This is a genomic window from Psychrobacter sp. 1Y4, from assembly GCF_051847555.1.
Genome location: NZ_JBPYDE010001006.1, coordinates 1 through 550, shown reverse-complemented (window position 1 = coordinate 550; position 550 = coordinate 1). Strand labels below are relative to the sequence as shown.

The following is a 550-nucleotide window of genomic DNA, read 5'->3' as shown; positions in this document are numbered from 1 at the left end:
AGGCGGGTGACGTATTATTTATTGATGAGATCCACCGTTTGAGCTCGGTCATTGAAGAGATACTCTATCCAGCGATGGAAGATTTTCAGCTGGATATTATGATTGGTGAGGGGCCTGCTGCGCGTTCTATCAAGCTTGATCTACCTCCTTTTACATTGGTTGCAGCAACCACGAGAGCTGGGCTATTGACCTCACCGTTGCGTGATCGTTTTGGTATCGTACAGCGTCTTGAGTTTTATAATATTGCTGATCTCACAACGATTGTGAGCCGGGCAGCACGTCTGATGCGTGTACCAATGAGTGAGGATGGTGCGATTGAAATTGCTCGCCGTGCCCGCGGTACACCAAGGATTGCCAATCGGTTGCTACGCCGTGTGCGCGATTATGCTGAGGTAAAAGGCGATGGCAGCATCAATGGTGCGATTGCAGGCAGTGCGCTAGATATGTTGGCAGTGGATAGACGAGGACTTGATCACCTAGACAGACGCTATATAGAGATATTAAACGAGCGCTTCGATGGTGGTCCTGCTGGGGTGGAAGCCGTGGCAGC

1 protein-coding gene is annotated in these 550 nt (G+C 50.4%); it reads left to right on the top strand.

Annotated elements, in window-relative coordinates; translation table 11 throughout:
* A partial coding sequence (gene ruvB, locus ACS8FC_RS20110; protein ID WP_439298085.1) for a Holliday junction branch migration DNA helicase RuvB occupies positions 1-550 on the top strand: 550 nt, incomplete at both ends.